Annotated in this window: 1 protein-coding gene; it reads right to left on the bottom strand. The window is 74.3% G+C overall.

The features are described from left to right. Positions 1–150 precede the first annotated feature (150 nt). A partial coding sequence (locus MVA01S_RS29535) for a type II secretion system F family protein (RefSeq protein WP_060941824.1) occupies positions 151–857 on the bottom strand: 707 nt, incomplete at its 5' end.

Genomic DNA, 857 nt, shown 5'->3' with positions numbered 1-857 from the left:
GCACGTCGAGGCTCGCCGCCACCGCAAGGACGTCGCCCGTCGCCGATCCGCCGGGGACCGACGTCTCAGGCTGCCGATGCCGGTGCAGCCGGGACGCCGAAGCCCCGGGGACGAGCACCGTCGCCAATGCGAGAAGCATTGCGGCCCAGGTCATGCCATCACCGATGCCATGATCCGGTCAGACCACAGCAGGCCGGCGCAGACCAACCCCGTGCCGATCACGAGCAGCCAGCCGCCAGCGCCGCCGGACAGCAGGAAGCCGAGCGGGTCCGCCCCGATCATGTGCCCGAGCAGCATTCCGAGCACCGGCAGTCCGGCCAGAATCGCCGCGGTGGCGCGTGCGCCGGCCAGCCCGGCGTCGACACGTCCGCGGAACCGCTCCCGCTCGGCGATATCCCGCTGAGCGGCCTGCATCAGGGTGGCGATCGCCAGCCCCTGGTTCTGCGCCAGACCCCAGCAGACGCCGAGCCTTTCCCAGTAACCCGGCAACAGCGACCGGCGCCCGGCCGCGCGCAGGCCGTCGGCGACGTCCGCTCCGAGCAGTGCCCGCGCAGCGACCCCGGTGAGGGAACCGGAGACCGCCTGGTTGGACTCGTGGGCGGCGGCCCGCACCGCCGCCACAGGATGAGCCCCGATGCGGAGTTCGCCGACGAGCACGTCGAGTGCACCCTGCAGCGAGACCGCTTCGGCGACGCTGTCCCGGCGCCGCTGGGTCGCGCGGGCGCGGCCCAGCAGTGTCGCGGCCAGCATGCCGACGGCCAGCGCCGCCCCCGGTGTCATCAGCAGGGCCACCGCCGCGCACACGAGCACCGCCCCCACCGGAGCCGACATGCGCAGCCGCCGCGGGCGGCGTTCCA

The sequence above is a fragment of the Mycolicibacterium vaccae NBRC 14118 = CIP 105934 genome, from assembly GCF_001552715.1.
In the GTDB taxonomy this organism is placed as follows: Bacteria; Actinomycetota; Actinomycetes; order Mycobacteriales; family Mycobacteriaceae; genus Mycobacterium; species Mycobacterium vaccae.
This window is presented reverse-complemented; position numbering and strand designations above follow the sequence as displayed.